The following is a 19,455-nucleotide window of genomic DNA, read 5'->3' as shown; positions in this document are numbered from 1 at the left end:
AGATTTGCATGAAAGTAGTTGCGTACAGTATAAAGTCATTCGAAAAAGAACCCCTGGCAATTGCCAATCATAAAAAACACGAGATCACGCTGATCTCTAATGTGCTCAGTACCGATACCGTAAGTTATGCTGCAGGAAAGGAAGCTGTAATTGTGTTTGAAGATGACATCGTCTCTGCAGATGTCATCGGCAAACTGGCCGATCTGGGGGTAAAATACATTGCCACACGTTCTGTTTCAACGGCGCATATAGACCAGGATGCAGCAGCCAAAAGGGCCATGCGCATTGCCAGTGTGCCGGTTACTGCACTTCATAGGCTTAGTAATTCCGAATTGCCGATGGCATTGGCAGAAGAAACCATTATAAATCTTGATAAATGGCAGCAAAAACGCTGTCTGGGCCAGGCTTGCGTTTGTTCAAAAGCCTGCGATAAAGTTAAACCAACTGCTTCTGCTCATCATAGCGCTCATACCCATGAACACTAATATTATCAGACAAAAATACCATATTGCCGCCCCCCGTTACACCAGTTATCCTACAGTACCTTATTGGAACGAAGATAATTTTAATGCCGATGAATGGTGCAGCGCTGTTGTGGGCTCATTCGATGAAAGCAATCAAAAGGATGGCATCAGCTTATACATCCACCTACCTTTTTGCGAAAGCCTGTGTACCTATTGTGGCTGCAACACCAGGATCACAAAGAACCACCAGGTAGAAAAACCTTATGTCGATACCCTCTTAAAAGAATGGCAGCTTTATTTAAAACAGTTTAAAACCAAACCGCTCATCAGGGAATTACATCTCGGAGGAGGTACACCAACTTTTTTTAATGCCCAAAACCTCGAATTTTTAATTAAGGGTATATTGAAGGATGCTGTTGTGCATAAAGATGCGGCATTTAGCTTTGAAGCGCATCCGGCAAATACAACAACCGAACATCTGATCACCTTAAACCAGCTGGGCTTCACCAGGCTGAGTCTTGGTATCCAGGATTTTGACCCAAGGGTACAACTGATCATCAACAGGGTACAAACGGTAGAGCAGGTAGAACAAATCTCCCGGAAGGCACGCGAAAATGGCTATAAGTCTCTTAATTACGACCTGATCTATGGCTTGCCGCATCAAAGCTTTTCAGGCCTTGCCGATACCATTGAAGAGGTATTGAGGTTAAGACCGGACCGGATTGCCTTCTACAGCTATGCCCATGTGCCCTGGGTTAAACCAGGTCAGCGCCGTTATACAGAAAGTGATTTGCCCGCTCCTGAATCTAAAGAAGAGTTGTATAAGCTGGGCCGCAAACTCCTCAAAGAAGGTGGCTATACTGAAATCGGAATGGACCATTTTACTTTGACAACGGATAGCCTGTACGAAGCGGATCAAAAGGGCAGTCTGCACCGCAATTTTATGGGCTATACAGACCAGTACAGCCGGTTAACCATAGGCCTGGGGGTATCTGCGATCAGCGACAGCTGGAATGCCTTTGCCCAGAATGTAAAGACTGTCGAAACCTATACCGATATGGTAAACAAGGGATTGTTCCCGGTATTTAAAGGGCACCTCTTAACTGAAACGGATCTGCTGATCCGCAAACATATTCTGAACATCATCTGCCGCGGGTATACTTCATGGACTTTGGCAGAAGAAGAAAATGAGGCCCTGGCAGAGGGACTGATCAGAATGCGCTGGCTCGCTCAGGACGGGTTAGTGTTTTTATCGGCCGGTGAATTGCGTGTCACCGGATTTGGTAAACGTTTCCTGAGAAATATATGTATGACGCTGGATGCCCGGTTGTGGGAAAAACAACCTGAAAAGCAGGTATTCAGTATGGCAGATTAATGCTCCACTCGCGGGCCGGTTACAAAACCGGCCTGTTTTATTTACAGTTGCTGATGCCGGGCTGCAGGGGCGGCGGACTCACATAAGGAATGTCGAGCGACAGGCCCCTCAGTATAAACCACAGTCCTATACACAACATCAGATAAGGCACTACCCGGTTAATTTTTTTCCTGAATACCGTACCGGTAAAACCTAAGCCCAGCGTAGCGATGAACATCAGGGGCAGCGTACCCAAACCAAACCAGAACATATAGCTTACCGCATCTGCTATGCCCTTGGTATTTAATGCTCCCGCAAGGGCCAGGTAAACAAAACCGCAAGGTAAAAAACCATTGATAAAACCAATGATCAAGTGATTGGCCTTATGTTTTAACGCATAATTAAAAGCCCTGTTAAAGGGGCCAAGCATAAAAGACGATTGTGTGTTGAACAAACTGAACTTAAATAGTCTGGAACAGGCAGCCACCACAATCAGTACCCCGCTTAAAATGCTGATGCCCTGCTGAAAGCCGGCCAGCCAGATCTGCTGGCCAATCAGTCCAACAATTACCCCCAGGGTACAATAAGCTGCAATGCGCCCAAACTGGTAAACCAGCTTATCCGCTACCAGGAAAAGGCCGCCCTTTTTTAAAGAAGGAACAGCAAAAGCCAGCGGACCACACATGCCTATGCAATGCACACTGCCCAGCAGTCCAATCATAAAGGCAAGTTTCTCTGTACTCATAACACCGTAATTTCCTGTTCATTTAAATAGGCCTTGCCATCCGTCATCCAGCTCAATATAATTTTCCAGCGGCCTTTGCTTATTCCTTTCAAGGATAGTTTTACCTGGTTAGCCCCATCTGTTTTTATGGCTGTCTTTTTATCCATCCGCTGATCGGAATTCCTGATCAGTTTCAGTTCACCTTGCGCAGCTGCCTTAAAAGTGATCCGCATTTCATCTGACAGTACGGTGATCTCCGGTGCTGCATCATCTGTTTTTACCTGTTCCTTGCGGTTGTAATCTTTATCGTATTCCAGCCCTTTTTCATAATAGTCCTTATCTACCAGCGCATCGTCTTTGCTGTTAAACATCAGGATACCCAGCACTATAATAAAACTCATAAAGCAAAGCATCCCGATCACTAATTTTGTTCCCCAGTTCATTGTCTTAATTGTTTGGTGGTGCAATAAAGGTGGTTTCAAAGCGGTCCAATACCTTACCATCCTCTGATACCAGTTTAAACACCATTTCTGATTTATATTGATCAATTTCTTTTTGTGGTAAAATGACAAAAAAAGTCAGCTTCACTACACCTCCGTAAACAATACTGTCCTGTTGCTGAATGTACTGGATTTTAGCACCAGGACGATCAGCGAGCAGGTTAAAGCGGATGGTGGTATTGGTTTTATTGATCAGCTCTGCATTGTATAAATTGCTTACGGTCTTGTCTTTATCTCTTAGCTGGTACAGTGTTCCTCCGGCCCTTAAGATCGTAGTTTTTACAGCGCTTCGTGTAACCAGCAAGTAAGACAAGACGCCGGTTAAGATGAATAAAACAACAGCATAAGCATAAATGCGTCTGTTGACCTGAAAGGGCTTTTTGCTGCGGATCTCTTCTTCTGATTTAAAGCCGATCAGCCTGGCAGGACGGCCAATCTTCTCCATCACCATATCGCAGGCGTCAATACAGGCCGTACAGTTCACACATTCCATTTGCGTACCATTGCGGATGTCTATTCCTGTAGGGCAAACATCCACACATAACTTACAGTCTATACAATCCCCGTTCTGGTTTTCCTGTTCTTTTACCCGCTTTGCCCTGGGTTCCCCACGCAGATCGTCATAAGCCACAATAATGCTCTGGTTGTCCAGCAATACACCTTGTAAGCGGCCATAGGGACAGGCAACGGTACATACCAGTTCCCGCATTTTCGAAAATACCAGGTAAAACACCAGGGTAAAAACGCAAATGGAAATAAAGCCCGAAAGGTGTAAAGCAACCGGTTCTGTCATGATCTTTATCAGTGCAGCCGAACCGATCAGGTAAGCCAGGAAGATATTGGCAATAAAGAAGGAAATACAGAGGTAGATGCTATGTTTTAAGGCCTTTTTAAAAAGTTTTTCCCGCGTAAGCGGATCATCATCCAGCTTTTTTCGCTTCAGCTGGTCGCCCTCTATCCAGATCTCAATTTTGCGGAACACCATTTCCAGAAATATGGTCTGCGGACAGGCCCAGCCGCAAAATACACGGCCAAATACCACCGTAAACACCACAATAAATACCATAAAGGTCAGCAGGGCCAGCACAAACAGGTAAAAATCATGGGGCCAGAAAACCACTCCGAAAAACACAAATTTCCGCTCCAGCACATTTAGCAATACCAGTTGCTCCCCGTTCAGCTTTAAAAATGGGGCAGCAAACAGCAGGGCCAGAAAAAAGTAACTGAGCCATGATCTGTATTGGTATAATTTTCCCTTAACAACACGTGGATAGATCCATTTGCGCTTTTTTCCATCGTCCGTTAAGGTGGAGATCTGGTCTCTGAAATGACTGGGGGCCTGCGACATCTTATTCTTCTTTTTTGCCCTGAGGTGCTTTTGCACCTGCCGGGTTACTGCCTTTCAGTGACAATATGTAACTGGCAATGTCCGAGATCTGTTTGGGTTTCAGCTGCTTCTCCCAGGCTATCATCCCTTTTTCCGGTACACCGTATTTAATGGTCTTAAAAATTTCCTTCACCTTCCCGCCATGCAGCCAGTAATCGTCCGTAAGGTTTGGCCCAACAGCGCCTTCTGCATGTTCGCCATGGCAGGGGCTGCATGCTGTTTTGAACAGTGCCCCGCCAGCCTGCAGCACCGCTTTATCGGTACTTTGCGCTACATTGCTCTCGTTAATTTTATTGGCAGTACCGGCGCCGGGTTTCTGTAGATAAGCAATGTGTTCATCTTCAGCCTGCTGCAGTTCGGCTGCATATTCCTGCTCCTGCGATTTGCCCCAGCCAATTACATGGTAATTGACCATATAGGCAATGGCAAAAAAGATGGTTCCATAAAACAGCACCATAAACCAGGCAGGGGTAGGGTTGTCCAGTTCGGCTATGCCGTCAAACTCATGCTCCATCACCAGTTCTTTTTCTTCTGAGAGGGGCTTCAGACCAAGTAATTTTGTCCAGATACTGCTTTTCTCCGGCTTTTCCATTTGTAGGCCTTCCTGCTCCAGTCTGTACTGCTCTTTTTCCTCAGCTGTTGCCAGGCGGGAGGGGTGTAAACTTTGCTGTATATAGATTTTGATTACCTTCAAAACCAGTACCGAAACCACCAGTATACTTACCGAAACAAACAGTAAGGCCCAAATTAAAATATCACTCATTTTACATCATCTTTTAATGGAAGTTCACTCATGTATTTTACCTCATCTTTTTTCATGGTGGCCAGCAAAATGGCTACGCCGATAAAAAAGAGCAGGAAGATGGCCAGAGAGGTGATCAGGTAGCCCTGGTTTCCGGTAGCCTGATCTAAAAATTGCTTAAACATATGCTTCTCGTTTTAATGTTTTACTTTGCTTTAATGTCTGTTCCCAATCGCTGTAAATAGGCAATCAGGGCAATGATCTCCTTATCGCTCTTTACTTTGATGTTGTTTTTCTGCAGGTCATCTGCAATTGCCCTGGCCTGTGCGTCCAGGTCCCGGTTCGCCCTGTTTTCATAGCCGGCTTCGTAAGGCACACCCAATGTCCGCATGGCATTGATCTTGCTGCGGGTAGTGCTCGTATCCAGGCTTTGGGTTACCAGCCATTCGTATGGCGGCATGATACTGCCGGGCGACATGGTCTGCGGGTCCATCATGTGGTTAAAATGCCATGCATTTCCGTATTTTCCACCCTCACGCTGCAAATCAGGGCCCGTGCGTTTGGAACCCCATAAATGCGGGTGGTCGTACACAAATTCCCCGGCCTTGCTGTACTCCCCATACCGTTCTGTTTCTGAACGGAAAGGACGGATCATCTGCGAATGGCAGCTTACACAGCCTTCTTTGATGTAAAGGTCCCTGCCCTGTAATTCAAGTGGGGTATAAGGTTTTACACTGCTGATGGTAGGGATATTGGATTTGATGGTAAAAGTGGGCATCATTTCTACCATACCTCCAATCAGGATCACAACCAGCGAAAGCACTAAAAATACCATTGGTTTGCGCTCCAGCATACGGTGCAGTTTTTTGTCAGAGCCCTGCGGCTGGTAGTTTTCGGGCAGGGCAGGGGCCTCGGCCGGTTCATTGGCCAGCAGTTTACCTGTACCTACCGTTTTGATCAGGTTATAGGTCATCACAATCACACCAATCAGGTATAAACCGCCACCTATGGCCCTCAATACGTACATCGGCAAGATCTGCAGTACGGTTTCCAGAAAATTTGGGTACCTCAGCATACCTTCTTCTGTAAACTCTTTCCACATCAGTCCTTGTGTAAACCCGGCAAAATACAGGGGCACGGCATAAAAAATAATGCCCAGCGTACCGATCCAGAAATGGAAGGAAGCCAGCTTTTTGGAATACAGGGAAGTCCGGTAGATCCTTGGGATCAGCCAGTACAAAATGCCGAAGGTAAGAAAGCCATTCCAGCCCAGTGCGCCAACATGTACATGCGCAACAATCCAGTCGGTATAATGTGCAATGGCATTGATCTGTTTTAAGGCCAGCATCGGACCTTCAAAAGTAGCCATACCATAAGCGGTTATGCCCACTACCATAAATTTGAGCGTCGCGTCTTCCCGTACCTTGTCCCATGCACCACGCAGGGTAAGCAGGCCATTGATCATCCCGCCCCAGCTTGGTGCAATGAGCATAACAGAAAAGGCCACACCCAGCGATTGTGCCCAGCCCGGAAGGGAAGTATACAACAGGTGGTGCGGACCGGCCCAGATGTAAATGAAAATGAGCGACCAGAAATGCAGGATACTCAGTTTATAGGAATATATCGGCCTTTGGGCCATTTTAGGCAGGAAATAATACATCATGCCCAGGTAGGGTGTAGTTAAAAAGAAAGCAACAGCATTGTGGCCATACCACCATTGTACCAGTGCATCCTGTACACCTGCATACAGGTAATAGCTTTTAAAAGCCGATACAGGCAGCTCAAATGAGTTTACAATGTGCAGTACAGCTACGGTAACAAAGGTGGCAATGTAAAACCAGATGGCCACATACATGTGTTTTTCGCGGCGCTTAATAATGGTTCCGAACATATTTACGCCAAATACCACCCATATCAGGGTAATCGCAATGTCTATGGGCCATTCCAGTTCGGCATATTCATGTGAGGAGGTTAAACCCAAGGGAAGTGTAATTACAGCCGAAATAATGATGAGCTGCCAGCCCCAGAAATGTATTTTACTGAGCACATCACTAAACATGCGCGCTTTCAGCAATCGCTGTAAAGAATAATAAACGCCCATAAATATGGCATTTCCTACAAAGGCGAAAATGACCGCGTTGGTGTGCAGCGGACGGATACGCCCAAACGTAGTGTACTGTGATCCCATATTTAACGCAGGCTTAAACAACTGCATGGCAATGAGCAATCCTACCGTCATGCCGATAATGCCCCATGCTATGGTGGCGATGGCAAAGTTTCTGACGATCTTGTTGTCGTAGTAAAATTTTTCAGTCATGTTAAAATAATGAATGTTTATGGATGTAAAATTACCGGGCATCCCGGGGGTATGGAATGATAACTGTTCAGCTTAAAAGTGATCTTCATCAGGTTTTTCCGCTTTTTTGATCTCTACCGGTTCGTCATCAAAAAGGATGCGCACACCAGGTGTATAGGTGTCGTCATGCTGCCCGGTCTTGCTGGCCCAAAAAAAAGCTGCCAGAAATACAAGTGCCAGTAAAATGCTGCAGCCAATCAGAAAGTAGATCATGTTCATAACAATTTGTTTTTACGGGCGTACAGCCTTGCCGCTATACTGGTGAATAAAATAATGGTTACGGTACTTATGGGCATCAATATGGCTGCAAAAAGCGGCGAGAGCAGTCCCTGCACCGCAAAGTACAGGCCCACTATATTGTATACCAGGGAGATCCCAAAGCTGATGTGGATAATTTTTACCGCATCTTTAGCCTGCTTCATAAACTGAGGAAGCTTGTGGAAGGCAGCACCGTCAAGTATAGCATCACAATCCGGGGAGAAATTATTGATGTTGTCGGTAACTGCCACACCCACATTGCTTTGTCTCAATGCGCCGGCATCGTTTAAACCATCTCCCAGCATCAACACCTTTTTGTCCTGGTTTTGGAGCTTTGTAATGTAATCCAGCTTGTTTTGCGGACTTTGTCTGAACTGCAGCTGACTTGCATTCGGGAAAAAGGGGATAAGCGTCTGTTTGTCATGGTCCTGGTCGCCCGACAACAGATGCAGGTCGGCATATTTTCCAAGCTTAAAAGTCAGGTCTTTGAACCCTGCACGCCATTGCTGTTCAAAAACAACATAGCCCAGGTATTCGGCATCAATCATCAGGTGTATATTGCTGCGCATCGGAGAGTCGATCAGCGGCAAACCAATAAAAGCGGAACTTCCCAATTTCACTTCATGTCCATTGATCCGTCCGCTAATCCCTCTTCCAATTTTTTCTACATAGTCATCTACAGCGTAAACTTTGTGTTTATGCAGTACTTTTACCAGCTCGCGACTCAGGGGATGGCCCGAATTGCTGGCCAGGTCGTTCAGCAACTGTTTCTGTTCATCCGTAATGCGGCCATGAAAACTAAATCCCGAGGCTGCCGGATTGGTAATGGTGCCTGTCTTGTCAAATACAAAAGTGTCTATACGTGCCAGCTCTTCCACCACAGCGGTACTTTTCAGGTAAAACCTGTTTTTGTCAAATATGCTCAATACGGCTGCAAGGGTAAAGGGCGAGCTCAGTGCCAGTGCACAGGGACAGGCAATGATCAGTACTGCTGTAAATGAAGCCACCGCTCGGCTGGTATCGCCCGCAAGCCCCCAGAAGGCTGCCGAACTGAAAGCGATCAGCAACAATACCAGGCTGAAATACTTGCTGGCCGTCTGGCTAAAAGTTTTAATAGGGTCTTTTGGGGTATAAAAAGCAGTATTGTTCCAAAGCCGGGTCAGGTAGCTCTGCGAAACGGGTTTAACCACTTCAAGTTCTATGGCACCCGATAGCTGCCGGCCACCTGCATAGAATATTTCTCCATAAACTTTTTTTACGGGTGCAGACTCTCCGGTAACAAAACTGAAGTCGATCTCGGCCGCACCCTTCAATAAAATGGCATCTGCCGGGATAATTTCGTTGCTCCTGATCAGGATCCTGTGGCCCGGGGCCAGCTCATTCAGGGGTATAGGTTTTTCTTTTCCCGCTGTGATCAGGGTTACGGCAACCGGAAAGTAGGAGCGGTAGTCACGTTCAAAAGAAAGGTGATGGTAAGTGCGCTGTTGCATCCATTTTCCAATCAGGAGAAAGAACACCAGTCCGCATAAAGTATCCACAAATCCTGCGCCTGTACGGTTTATGATCTCCGCCGCAGAGCGGATGAACATGACAGCAATGCCCAGGGCAAGGGGAAAATCCAGATTCAAAACCCCGTTTTTAAGGTTATAATATGCTGAACTGAAATAATCTCTGCCACAGTAAAATACTACTGGCAGGGCAAAGACCAGGTTTAGCCAGCCAAAAAAAGACTTAAACTGCTGCTCCAGATCAGACAGTCCAAAATACTCCGGAAAACTGAGCAGCATTACATTGCCGAAACAAAAACCTGCAAGGGCAATTTTGCCCAACAGCTTTCTTTCCGAAAAATCAGTCTGCTGCTTTTTTACCACATCCTGTAAACTGATCAGCGGCTCATAGCCAATGGCAGCAAGGGTTTCAACCAGGGCCCTCAATGTGGTTTCCTGATTTTTGAAGGTTACTGCCACCTGTTTTTTCAGAAAGTCGATTCTCGACTGTACAATTGCCGGGTTTATCCTGTGCAGGTTTTCCAGTAACCAGATACAGGAACTGCAATGTACCGCAGGAACATATAGCGTGATCACTGTAATTTTTTCATCTGTATAATCAATCAGGTCAGCCACAATCCCCGGCTCGTCCAGATATTCAAAATGACCGGTCTGTACCTTTTGCGTTTGGCCCGGTACATCGTTATAGGCATAATAATTGCACAGGTTATGGGCCGACAGGAGCTGGTATACACCCTTGCAGCCCACACAGCAAAAGTTTCTGTCATCAAGTGTATAAGGGTTCGAAGGTAAATCTTCACCGCAGTGGTAGCATTGGGTATCGGTGGCAATGGTCTTCTGTTCAAACATGATCCATATCAATATTGTCCAAAGTTCGGTTTGCAGGGTGGTACAGAATATGATCCTGGTCAGGAACTGATGTGATATAAATCATAATGAGCATTCTGTTTGATTATTTTGGATGACCAATTAAAACCCGCATATTTATAGCATGAACCGATGCCGGCTTTCAATGCCTGGTTCAGGTTCTGATAAAAACATAAAAGAGATGCAGTACCGGGAAATATTAGATCAGCTTCGTACCCATGTTGCAAGCCTGTTCCATGCGCACAATGATGCGCGTTTTATTTATCATAACCTGCACCATACCGAGCAGGTAGTAGAAAATACGGTTAAAATTGCCAGCCATTACCAGTTGTCAGATCAGGATTTCTTTATAGTAACGGCCGCCAGCTGGTTTCACGATCTGGGCTATTTGTTCGATTGCCGTCAGCATGAGGCCCGCGGAGAAATCATGGCAGCCGAATTTTTAACCGGTAAAGGGGTAAATCCTGAGATCATTGCTCAGGTCAGCGGCTGTATCCTGGCCACAAGGATGCCCCAAAATCCGGTCGGACTGCTGCAACAGATCGTTTGTGATGCCGACCTCTTTCATCTGGGCAGCGACAGCTTTAAAGAACGGAATAAGCTGATGCGCAGGGAAGCCAGTGCATTTTGCAATAAAGAAATTGATAAAACGGAGTGGAGGGTTAAAACCATAGCCCTGTTCAAAGCACATCATTACCATACAGATTTTTGCCGTCAGCTGCTCGACGCCAAAAAAGCACAAAACCTTGCCGAAATGGAACATAAGCTCACTCATCCAGCCCCATTGGAAACTACAGCAATTGTAAAAAAAGAAAAAAAGAAAAAGAGCGACAGGCCGGAGCGGGGTGTCGAAACCATGTTCAGGATCTCCTCCACCAATCACCAGCGTTTAAGTGATATGGCCGACAACAAGGCGCACATCATGATCTCGACCAATTCCATTATTCTTTCTGTCATCCTCAGCCTGTTGCTGCGCAAACTGGAAGACAATCCACACCTCATTATTCCTACACTGCTGCTGCTTATCGTATGCGTGGTTACCATGGTGTTCTCCATCCTGGCTACCAGGCCATCTATTCCGGAAGGGATATTTACACCTGAGGACATCAGGGAGAAAAGGGTAAACCTGCTTTTCTTTGGTAATTTCTACCGCATGAGCCTGCCCGATTATCAGGAAGGGATGCTTAAAATGATGGAAGACCGCGATTTTCTTTATGGCAGTTTAATCAAGGATGTATATGCACAGGGCGTAGTATTGGGGCGTAAATACCGCTTGCTAAGAATTGCCTATAGTGTTTTCATGTTTGGTATTGTAGCCGCTGTACTGGCATTTATTGTGGCTTCTGGCTGGGTAACTATGTAATTACCTGATGGAAAAGGCCGTTTTTTATAACCGGGATCTGAGCTGGCTCAGCTTTAACAGACGGGTGCTGATGGAGGCTGCAAAAGCCAGTGTGCCCTTACTGGAACGTATTAAATTCCTTTCTATTTATTCTTCCAACCTGGATGAGTTTTACAGGGTAAGGATCCCTGTTTTAATGGCCTTAAGTGAACATGGATCAATAGCCGGTGAAACAGATCATTTTACATTGGCCAAAGCCGAGATCAATGAACAGCAACAGCAGTTTGGGGCCATCATCAGGGAGCAGATCCTTCCCGAACTGGAAAGAAACAGCATTTACTGGATTTACAACCAGCCCATCCCCGAAAGCATCTCGGCCAAAGTTGCCCATGTCTTTTTTACGGAAGTACTGGCATATATTTACCCTGTTTGTATTGATAACGACCTTACAGATTTTTTTGCAGAGAACAATAAACTCTACCAGCTGGTTGTTCTGGAAGACAAAACTGGCAAAGAACGCCTGGAACTGATCAGCATCCCCTCAGAAACACTGCCCCGCTTATATGCCATTAAAACAGCTGAAGCCAGGTACATTGTTTTTCTGGAGGATATCCTTAAACACAATATTGCCTATCTGTTTCCGGATGATGTGATTAAAGGTGTTTTTAACCTGAAGATCACCCGCGACGCGGAACTGAAAATTGAGAGCGGAAATAAGGAAGACCTTACTGAAGCCCTGGAACGTCAGCTGGAAACCCGCGATTTTGGCTTTGCCACCCGTTTTTTATGTGAACCGGGAATTCCGCTCCGAAACCTGTACAGGGTCATTTATGCCCTAAAACTGCATAAGGCCGAAGTGGTAGAAGGCGGAACTTACCATAACCTGAAAGACCTCAGCAGTTTTCCCCTTATGGGAGCGGAGTTCAGCTATCCCAAATGGCCCGCTTCAGATTCCCTTATACTGGCCGAAAATGAGACCCTTTTCAACCTCATCTTAAAAAAAGACATCCTGATCAATGTTCCTTACCAAAGCTACGACCCCGTACTCCGCTTTTTTAATGAGGCCGCAAACGATATTTATACCAAAGAAATTTATACCACCCTTTACCGCGTGGCCAGCAATTCCAGAATTGTAAGTGCCCTGATGACCGCTGCCCGGAACGGGAAAAAAGTAGTGGCCCTGGTTGAACTGAAGGCCCGGTTTGATGAAGCAAATAACATCAAATGGGCCAAACAGATGAAAGCCGCAGGGGTTAAAATCATTTACAGCAGTATAGACCTTAAGGTACATGCTAAGGTAGCCCTTGTAAAAAGGCAGGTTACAGCAGAAACACAATACCTGGGCCTTTTAGCTACCGGAAACCTGAATGAAAATACCGCCAGGTTTTATACGGACCAGATCCTGCTTACCGCGCATCAGCCTATGCTGAAAGAACTGGAAGCCCTTTTCGGCTTTTTAAGCAAAAGTAAAAAAGCCCCCTCTCCAGAGGATATGATCAGTTTTGAACACCTGCTGGTGGCCCAGTTTAACCTACAGCAAAGGTTTCTGGACCTGATCGAAAGGGAGATCCTGAATGCTAAAAATGGCCTGAAGTCGGGCATCATCATAAAATTAAACAACCTGGAAGAGCGTACGCTGATCACAAAATTATATGAGGCTTCAGCGGCCGGTGTACCTGTAAAATTGATCGTAAGAGGTATCTGCTGCCTCATCCCGGGTATAGCGGGCCTGAGTGATAACATCAGCGTAACGCGGATTGTAGACCGCTACCTGGAGCATGGCCGCATCTTTCTGTTCGAAAACAATGGCAACCAGGAGGTCTACATGGGCTCGGCCGACTGGATGAACAGGAATATTTACAGCAGGATAGAGGTTTGTTTTCCCGTTTACCAGCCCGGGCTGAAACAAACACTGGTCAAAATCATTAACTTACAGCTAAATGATAATGTTCAGGAGTCAGTTTATTTATTTTTACAATCGAATAAGACTAACCCAACCCACTTATGAAAAATATTTACAGGAACTTTTTATATGTTACCCTTCTGCTCTCCATTTTTGGGGCTTGTGCATGTAAAAACCCGGCCAACAAGTACAGCAGCCCCAAAGGCTACGATTTCAGCAAACCCGATAAATTTAACATGCCCTCCAGTCTGCTCGAAATTTCCGGCATCGCCTTTCACAATGGCAACAGCGATACCGTTTACAGCATCCAGGATGAGGATGGTAAGTTGTTCAGACAAAAATGGGATGTGAAAAAGCAACAGAATATGAAGTTTGGGCCTAAGGGCGATTATGAAGACCTGGCCATTTTTCAGGAAATGGTATTTGTACTCAAAAGCAACGGTTCCCTGTATTCCTTTCCTTTTTCAGAAACGGTAAAAGAGGAATCCGACCAGGTAAAAGAAAGAAAGCATCTGGTGCCAAAAGCTGAATATGAAAGCCTCTATGCTGATCCGGAAAGCAATAAAATCTATATTTTGTGTAAAAACTGCCCGGTAGACAAAAAGACCAACGCGCTTAGCGGCTATGTATTCGATTATAAAAAGGAGGCCGATAGTTTAACCGGACCGGTACCTTTTAAGATCAACCTTAACCACATCAAAGCGCTGGATAATAAGCTAAAAGCAAGTTTACGTCCTTCTGCACTAACCAGAAATCCTGCAACAAAAGAATGGTTTATCCTGTCCTCGGTCAATAAACTGCTCCTGGTAGCTGATTCAAACTGGAAAATTACAGCCGCACACCGCTTAAATTCCTCTATTTTTAACCAGCCCGAAGGCATTGCCTTTGATAAGGACCTGAACCTTTACATATCTAATGAAGGAGATGAACTTAACGATGGCAACATTATAAAATTCAGGTATTTACCGACTGTGAAGAAATAATTACCTTTGTTTTACAGATTATCTGGATACAGGTAGTAAATTTGGGGCACGGCCGCCTGGCTGCGCTAAACAAAACATATAAATGCAAGCAATAACGCTAGATCTGAACAAGAGCATCAGTGAATCGGGACAACATATTGTTGGTGCGGATATTAAGCTCTCTTTACGCCCCTTTATTGAATATGTTGAAAAAAGGGCGGAAGAAGAAAAAACTGTAAAAGTAAACTTCTACAAATACATACTCGGGCAGTTTAATGCTTATCCTGAACTTAAAGATCCTATACCTGCCGAAAATGCACAGCGCTATTCCGAACTTTTTGAACTCATCTATACCGCTTTATCCCCAATTATAACAGACGAAAAAGAACAGTACTGGGCGCTGGGAACCCCCATTTCGCCCCGCTTTCATTATGGTACAAATGCCTTTTACAGTGTTTTTATGGATGAAGGGAACTGTAACCTCAAAGCCGATCTTAAGCTTCCTTCTAAGAAGGAAATGGAGAAAAACCTGCTTTCTGCGTTTTATAATATCATCATGGAGCGCTTTTATAATTTTTCATTAACAGGCAACCAGTTCACCATTCATTCTGTTATCGATCCGGAAACCCATTTGCTCAGGTATTACCGTTTAAATGTTGATACCCGTTTTTTGGATGTTAAAACCAAAACCAAACTACCTGAATACAATTTAAAGGACGTTAAAGACGATATAAAGGATGAAAGGAATACCTTAAAAATCCTGACCAGGCTGATCCCGCCGGAATTGTTTACCATCGAGGGCATCTCCATTGTTACCTTAACAGACGTAACCGGAGAGTATGCACTCGAAACGGTGAAGAACCTGGTCATCCAGCACAATGAATCCCAGCAGGGCCTGCACACCAGGGAAATTGCAACAGCCTTAAAAACCCTGGTAGGTACCGATCAGGTTGATTTTGGCATGATCCCTTACATCAAACTGAACAATAAGCTGCAGATCAATGAGCTTTCAGGCTTCAACAGCATACTGATGCAGCTGGCCAGGGAACAAGGGCAGGGCGATAGTGAATACAACCAGCTGATCGACGACTACATCAGTCAGCCCCGAACGCTGATCTTTCCGGAAATAACGGAGGAGGAATACCTGAGTTATCCCATGTTAAAGCTCCTGGGAACAGTGGGGATTAAATCTTATGCCCTGTTCCCGCTGTATTATAATGCCAAGCTGGTGGGCTGTCTGGAACTTTACACTAAAGACCCCAGTCTGTTCAACGGCCATACACTCAGTAAAATTGAAGGTTCCTTTCCCTTGCTGGCGCAATTGTTCCAGGGGGTGATTGTCGACTTCAACAACGACTTACAGGATGTGATCATGGATAAGTTTACAGCCTTGCAGCCTTCTGTACAGTGGCGTTTCCACGAAGCAGCCTATAACTACATCCAGTCGGGCGCAAGGGACCGGAATTTCCCCATCGAACCGGTCTTTTTTAAAAATGTATATCCTTTTTATGCGGCTATAGACATCAGGAATTCCAGTATACAGCGTAATGCGGCCATCCGCAGGGACCTCTATGCACATTTCGAGATCCTTGAGAGCACACTCAGCGCCATCAGGGAAAAAGCAAGTGCCTGTACCGAAAACGAAATCCCTAAAGGGGCTTCAGTATGGAGCTACAAGCACCTTGATGAACTGTCTGACCGCGAAATATTTAAAACGGAAGACTATCTGCAACGCCAGATCCCTAATGCTTTACAACATTTAAAGGAAACTTATCCTGAAGTGGAAGATGTGGTGAACAGCTATTTTACACTTACGGGCGATAAAGGTAAGATCTTTGAGAACAGGGAACGCTATGAAAAGAGCATGCAAATGATCAATGTGGCGGTAACCCGGCACCTGGACGAGTTTAATGCCGAACTGCAGAGCATATATCCCTGTTATTTCGAGAAATTCCGTACGGATGGGGTAGAGTTCGATCTTTACCTGGGGCAGTCTATCGCACCAGGCCTCAGTTTCCCACAGGGTATTTTACATGATTTCAGGCTGCGGCAACTGCGTGTGCTGGCCGAAATTGCCCGTACAACCAACAACCTGGGCCCTTACTTTTCTACCCCGCTGGAAACCACACAGCTGATCTTTGTCTACGAAAAGCTGATCGATATCAGTTTCCGGATAGATGAGCAGCGTTTCGATGTAGAGGGTAGCTACAATATCCGCTACCAGATGGTAAAAAAGCGCATTGATAAGGCCCTGATCAAAGGTACTTCAGAAAGGCTTACCCAGCCCGGAAAAATAGCCATTGTATATTTTAACGGTGCCGAAGCCAAAGAATACATCGGTTACATTAAAAAATTACAGGCCAAACGTATGCTGAACGATGATCTGGAACACCTTGAACTGGAAGAATTACAAGGGGTGGAAGGATTAAAAGCCCTCAGGATAGGGGTGAAATATTAATAGCTAAATTAACATGCATTTTAAAAAGAGTCTGTTTGCAGTATTGTTGTCTGGTCCGGTTTTAACTGCTGCATATTCTGTTGCAAAAGCACAGCAACTGCCAGCAAAAGACTCCATCACCGTTGCCGTTGCACCCGAGTACAATAGTGTCAGTACCTTTCACCGGTTCTGGCTGGGCGAAAGCTATCGTAAGATCTGGGCTACACCTGTAAAATTGAGGATCATCGACCTGCAGAAAGAAAAAGGGGGGCTCAAAATTGTAAAGCTTGGCGGGGGAATGCAGACCCGCTCTTTAAGGCTTGTCGACCCCACTGGTAAGGAATGGGCCCTGCGTACCGTTCAGAAATATCCTGAGCAGGGCATGGCCGAGAACCTTCGTGCCACCATCGCCAAAGACATTGCCCAGGACCAGGTCTCTACCAATCACCCTTTTGCTGCACTGGTGGTGCCCACACTGGCCTCTGCACTTGGCATCCCACATTCTAAACCGGAAATCGTATATGTAGGTGATGATCCCGGCCTGGGCGAATACCGGGAGCGTTTCGCCAATGCCGTTTATTTAATAGAAGAAAGAAGTCCTTTTGAAAAGGAAACAGACAATACCGAAAAAGTTCAGCGCAAGATCCAGCAGAACAATGATACCCGGGCCGAACAACAGCTTACGTTAAGGGCAAGGATGCTCGATTTTTTGCTGGGCGACTGGGACAGGCATGAAGACAACTGGCGCTGGCTGGCAGAAAAGGACAAAGATAAAGGGGAAACAACCTATATCCCTGTGCCCCGCGACAGAGACAAGGTCTTTTATAAAACTACCGGGGTATTTCCCTGGGTGCTTACCCATCAGTGGCTCAAGACCCATTTGCAGCCTTACAGCGATAACATCAGGGATGTAGACCACTGGAGCTTTAATGAACGGTATTTTGACCGCTATTTTTTAAACGAACTTACGGCGCAGGACTGGAAAAAAGAAGCAGCCTACGTGCAGCAGAAGCTGAGCAATGAAGTGGTGCTGGAAGCCTTTAAACAAATGCCCGATACCATTTTTAAACTGAACGGTGCCGAACTGATGCGCCATTTTATTTCCCGAAGGGATAAACTGGATTCGCTTACCCAGCATTATTACCGCTTCCTGTCTATCCATGTAGATGTACCCGCCTCTGAAAAAAAGGAGATCATTAAAGTTAAAAACCTGGACAACGGAGATGTAGAGCTGAGCATCAACAACATCAATAAAGAAGGAAAAAAAGGCCGTCTGGTATACAAAAGGATTTTTGATCAGCACATCACCAAAGAAGTCAGGCTTTTTGGTATCGGCGGTGAAGATACTTTTGTCGTAGAAGGTGCAGGCAGTTCCCGCATCCGTGTCCGCCTGGTAGGCGGGCCAGCCGGCAATTCCTATCAGGTAGCTGCAGATGTGAAAAATAAGCCCTTTATCTACGATCAGCCAGATACAGCCAATCATTTTCCTGCAAGGTCACTGGCTAAATTCAGGTTGGCAAATGACACGCTGGTAAACCGTTTTGACAAGAACAGCTTCTTGTACGACCGTACCGGGGTGCTTTTTAACGGTGGATACAACATCGACCAGGGCATACAGGTCGCGCTGGGCTATGTGATCGAAAAGCAAGGTTTCAGAAAGGAACCCTATGCCCGTAAACACGAATTCTGGGTGAACTATAACAGTGGCCGGCGCTCTTTTATACTCGATTATGTCTCAGATTTTAAAAAGGCCATAGGCAACAACGACCTTACGGTACATGCCAACCTGCTTGGACCCAATAACCTGAGCAACTTTTTCGGACTGGGCAACAATACAGAGAACATAGACCATGATTTTGATACCGATAATGGCGGGCCCGACCGTGAAGACGGGATTTCCTATTACCGCAACAGGTACAATTACCTCAATGCCGATCTGAAGCTGGGCAGGCAATTGGGCAAACACCTGAGGGCCGATGTGGGGGTATTGTTTTCCTATTACATGAGTAGTGCTGCCGATAATGAGGAAAGGTTTTTTAACGATTTTAATATAGCCAATCCCGAAGCGGAAGTATTTGCCAATAAATTATATGGTGGTTTTTCAGGGGGACTGGTGTACGACAGCCGCGACAACATTTCGGTGCCCAAAAAGGGGATTTTCTGGAAAACCAGTTTTCTTGCGCAGCACCGGCTGGATGAAGGGAGCGGCAGTTATGGGGCTGTTACCGCTGAGTTCCGTTTTTACCTTAACCCGGGCAAATCCGGACTGGTTATTGCCAACAGGATCGGCGGGGGCACAACCATAGGCAGCCCAACCTTTTTTCAGCGCATGCAGCTGGGTGGGGTAAACAGCCTGAGGGGCTTCAACAGCAAACGTTTTACAGGTAATTCCATGTTTTACAACAATCTGGACCTGAGGCTTAAGCTCTTCAATTTTACTTCTTACCTGGTTCCGGGTACCGTAGGTATGGTCGGTTTTACCGATGTGGGCAGGGTATGGGAAAAAGGGGAACATTCTAACCGCTGGCATCAGGGCTATGGTGCTGGCCTGTATGTAATGCCGGGCGAAGTGATCCTCTTGCAGGGCACTGTCGGGCTTTCCAAAGAAGCCAGTATGCTCTACCTGTCGGTAGGTTTTAACTTCTGATGCC

General features: G+C 45.8%; 15 protein-coding genes. 7 read left to right on the top strand and 8 right to left on the bottom strand.

Features of this window, described 5'->3' with window-relative positions:
• The first annotated feature begins 8 nt into the window (after positions 1–8).
• Both PHEP_RS12345 and hemN read left to right on the top strand, forming a co-directional pair.
• Positions 9–485, top strand: coding sequence for a Rossmann-fold NAD(P)-binding domain-containing protein (locus PHEP_RS12345; RefSeq protein WP_015808307.1), 477 nt, complete (start codon positions 9–11; stop codon positions 483–485).
• Positions 475–1,839, top strand: a complete 1,365-nt coding sequence (gene hemN / locus PHEP_RS12340) for an oxygen-independent coproporphyrinogen III oxidase (RefSeq protein WP_015808306.1) — start codon at positions 475–477, stop codon at positions 1,837–1,839. Before PHEP_RS12345 ends, hemN begins: the two co-directional genes overlap by 11 nt.
• A 37-nt stretch (positions 1,840–1,876) precedes the next feature.
• Here hemN and PHEP_RS12335 read toward each other — a convergent pair whose 3' ends face one another.
• The 8 genes from PHEP_RS12335 to PHEP_RS12305 form a co-directional block, all read right to left on the bottom strand.
• Complete coding sequence (locus tag PHEP_RS12335; RefSeq protein WP_015808305.1) at positions 1,877–2,563, bottom strand: sulfite exporter TauE/SafE family protein; 687 nt, start codon at positions 2,561–2,563, stop codon at positions 1,877–1,879.
• Positions 2,560–2,985: a FixH family protein gene (locus tag PHEP_RS12330; protein WP_015808304.1), complete on the bottom strand. Its 426-nt coding sequence runs from the start codon at positions 2,983–2,985 to the stop codon at positions 2,560–2,562. Before PHEP_RS12330 ends, PHEP_RS12335 begins: the two co-directional genes overlap by 4 nt.
• A 4-nt stretch (positions 2,986–2,989) precedes the next feature.
• Positions 2,990–4,390, bottom strand: coding sequence for a cytochrome c oxidase accessory protein CcoG (gene ccoG / locus PHEP_RS12325; protein WP_015808303.1), 1,401 nt, complete (start codon positions 4,388–4,390; stop codon positions 2,990–2,992).
• Between the two features lies 1 nt (position 4,391).
• Positions 4,392–5,192, bottom strand: a complete 801-nt coding sequence (locus PHEP_RS12320) for a cbb3-type cytochrome c oxidase N-terminal domain-containing protein (protein ID WP_015808302.1) — start codon at positions 5,190–5,192, stop codon at positions 4,392–4,394.
• Positions 5,189–5,356: a hypothetical protein gene (locus PHEP_RS22230; protein WP_015808301.1), complete on the bottom strand. Its 168-nt coding sequence runs from the start codon at positions 5,354–5,356 to the stop codon at positions 5,189–5,191. Before PHEP_RS22230 ends, PHEP_RS12320 begins: the two co-directional genes overlap by 4 nt.
• A 20-nt stretch (positions 5,357–5,376) precedes the next feature.
• Positions 5,377–7,488: a cytochrome-c oxidase, cbb3-type subunit I gene (gene ccoN, locus PHEP_RS12315; RefSeq protein WP_036674568.1), complete on the bottom strand. Its 2,112-nt coding sequence runs from the start codon at positions 7,486–7,488 to the stop codon at positions 5,377–5,379.
• 72 nt (positions 7,489–7,560) lie between these two features.
• Positions 7,561–7,746, bottom strand: coding sequence for a cbb3-type cytochrome oxidase assembly protein CcoS (gene ccoS, locus PHEP_RS12310; RefSeq protein WP_015808299.1), 186 nt, complete (start codon positions 7,744–7,746; stop codon positions 7,561–7,563).
• On the bottom strand, positions 7,743–10,142 hold the full coding sequence (locus PHEP_RS12305) for a heavy metal translocating P-type ATPase (protein WP_015808298.1): 2,400 nt from the start codon (positions 10,140–10,142) through the stop codon (positions 7,743–7,745). Before PHEP_RS12305 ends, ccoS begins: the two co-directional genes overlap by 4 nt.
• A gap of 142 nt (positions 10,143–10,284) precedes the next feature.
• Here PHEP_RS12305 and PHEP_RS12300 point away from each other — a divergent pair, with 142 nt between their 5' ends.
• From PHEP_RS12300 to PHEP_RS12280, 5 genes are all read left to right on the top strand, one after another.
• On the top strand, positions 10,285–11,523 hold the full coding sequence (locus PHEP_RS12300; RefSeq protein ID WP_238326471.1) for a Pycsar system effector family protein: 1,239 nt from the start codon (positions 10,285–10,287) through the stop codon (positions 11,521–11,523).
• Positions 11,524–11,530: 7 nt separating this feature from the next.
• Entirely contained in the window at positions 11,531–13,510 is a 1,980-nt protein-coding gene (gene ppk1, locus PHEP_RS12295) for a polyphosphate kinase 1 (RefSeq protein ID WP_015808296.1), read from the top strand.
• The gene (locus PHEP_RS12290) at positions 13,507–14,388 is read left to right on the top strand and encodes an SdiA-regulated domain-containing protein (RefSeq protein ID WP_015808295.1); all 882 of its coding nucleotides are present in this window, start codon (positions 13,507–13,509) and stop codon (positions 14,386–14,388) included. Before ppk1 ends, PHEP_RS12290 begins: the two co-directional genes overlap by 4 nt.
• Before the next feature lie 82 nt (positions 14,389–14,470).
• Complete coding sequence (locus PHEP_RS12285; RefSeq protein ID WP_015808294.1) at positions 14,471–16,825, top strand: GAF domain-containing protein; 2,355 nt, start codon at positions 14,471–14,473, stop codon at positions 16,823–16,825.
• Positions 16,826–16,838: 13 nt separating this feature from the next.
• On the top strand, positions 16,839–19,451 hold the full coding sequence (locus tag PHEP_RS12280; protein ID WP_015808293.1) for a BamA/TamA family outer membrane protein: 2,613 nt from the start codon (positions 16,839–16,841) through the stop codon (positions 19,449–19,451).
• Positions 19,452–19,455: the final 4 nt, after the last annotated feature.

Source organism: Pedobacter heparinus DSM 2366, from assembly GCF_000023825.1.
GTDB lineage: Bacteria > Bacteroidota > Bacteroidia > Sphingobacteriales > Sphingobacteriaceae > Pedobacter > Pedobacter heparinus.
This window is presented reverse-complemented; position numbering and strand designations above follow the sequence as displayed.

What these genes read in the sequence shown, in the direction of transcription:
- PHEP_RS12345 (WP_015808307.1), top strand. Translation starts at nt 9, where the DNA reads ATGAAAGTAGTTGCGTACAGTATAAAGTCATTCGAAAAAGAACCCCTG.
- hemN (WP_015808306.1), top strand. Translation starts at nt 475, where the DNA reads ATGAACACTAATATTATCAGACAAAAATACCATATTGCCGCCCCCCGT.
- PHEP_RS12335 (WP_015808305.1), bottom strand. Translation starts at nt 2,563, where the DNA reads ATGAGTACAGAGAAACTTGCCTTTATGATTGGACTGCTGGGCAGTGTG.
- PHEP_RS12330 (WP_015808304.1), bottom strand. Translation starts at nt 2,985, where the DNA reads ATGAACTGGGGAACAAAATTAGTGATCGGGATGCTTTGCTTTATGAGT.
- ccoG (WP_015808303.1), bottom strand. Translation starts at nt 4,390, where the DNA reads ATGTCGCAGGCCCCCAGTCATTTCAGAGACCAGATCTCCACCTTAACG.
- PHEP_RS12320 (WP_015808302.1), bottom strand. Translation starts at nt 5,192, where the DNA reads ATGAGTGATATTTTAATTTGGGCCTTACTGTTTGTTTCGGTAAGTATA.
- PHEP_RS22230 (WP_015808301.1), bottom strand. Translation starts at nt 5,356, where the DNA reads ATGTTTAAGCAATTTTTAGATCAGGCTACCGGAAACCAGGGCTACCTG.
- ccoN (WP_036674568.1), bottom strand. Translation starts at nt 7,488, where the DNA reads ATGACTGAAAAATTTTACTACGACAACAAGATCGTCAGAAACTTTGCC.
- ccoS (WP_015808299.1), bottom strand. Translation starts at nt 7,746, where the DNA reads ATGAACATGATCTACTTTCTGATTGGCTGCAGCATTTTACTGGCACTT.
- PHEP_RS12305 (WP_015808298.1), bottom strand. Translation starts at nt 10,142, where the DNA reads ATGTTTGAACAGAAGACCATTGCCACCGATACCCAATGCTACCACTGC.
- PHEP_RS12300 (WP_238326471.1), top strand. Translation starts at nt 10,285, where the DNA reads ATGAACCGATGCCGGCTTTCAATGCCTGGTTCAGGTTCTGATAAAAAC.
- ppk1 (WP_015808296.1), top strand. Translation starts at nt 11,531, where the DNA reads ATGGAAAAGGCCGTTTTTTATAACCGGGATCTGAGCTGGCTCAGCTTT.
- PHEP_RS12290 (WP_015808295.1), top strand. Translation starts at nt 13,507, where the DNA reads ATGAAAAATATTTACAGGAACTTTTTATATGTTACCCTTCTGCTCTCC.
- PHEP_RS12285 (WP_015808294.1), top strand. Translation starts at nt 14,471, where the DNA reads ATGCAAGCAATAACGCTAGATCTGAACAAGAGCATCAGTGAATCGGGA.
- PHEP_RS12280 (WP_015808293.1), top strand. Translation starts at nt 16,839, where the DNA reads ATGCATTTTAAAAAGAGTCTGTTTGCAGTATTGTTGTCTGGTCCGGTT.